Source organism: Streptomyces doebereineriae, from assembly GCF_031845645.1.
In the GTDB taxonomy this organism is placed as follows: domain Bacteria; phylum Actinomycetota; class Actinomycetes; order Streptomycetales; family Streptomycetaceae; genus Streptomyces; species Streptomyces canus.
In genome coordinates, this window is sequence record NZ_JAVREZ010000128.1 from 1 (window position 1) to 492 (window position 492).

Sequence of the window (492 nt, forward strand, 5' to 3'; positions counted from 1 at the left end):
TCCCTGCACGGTACCCATGACGCGGCTTCAGCGTGAGACGAGCTGCAAGGACCGTCGGGGGCCGCGGCCCGTGTACCGCTGTCCCGTCCTGGACGGTGAGTCCGAGACCGGAGGCACCTCTGTCCGCCATCAGTGCCCAGACGGCCGTCAGGCATTGATTCCGAAGCCGCCGGTGCCGAACGACAGCGGATCATGGGGGTGAGGAACTTTCCCCGTCGCGCACCGCCGGAGGCAGCCAGTGATCACCGTGACCGTCCTCCACCCTGGAACCATGGGCGCGGCGATCACCGCCGAGCTCGTGGCCGGTGGCCATGAGGCGCTGTCGGTGACCAAGGGACGCAGTGAGAACACCTGGCTCCGCGGGAGGGAAGCCGGTGCCACGGCGTACGACTCGCTCGCGGAAGCGCTGTCCCGAAGCGCGGTCGTTCTCTCGGTCTGCCCACCACAGGCGGCGGAGGGCGTCGCGGCGGCGGTGGCCGCGAACGGCTTCGC

General features: G+C 70.1%; 1 protein-coding gene. It reads left to right on the plus strand.

The annotated features are described in order from the left end of the window. Positions 1–238: 238 nt before the first annotated feature. Positions 239–492 (plus strand): NAD(P)-binding domain-containing protein (locus RNB18_RS51050; RefSeq protein WP_311720930.1); only part of this gene is annotated, 254 nt, incomplete at its 3' end.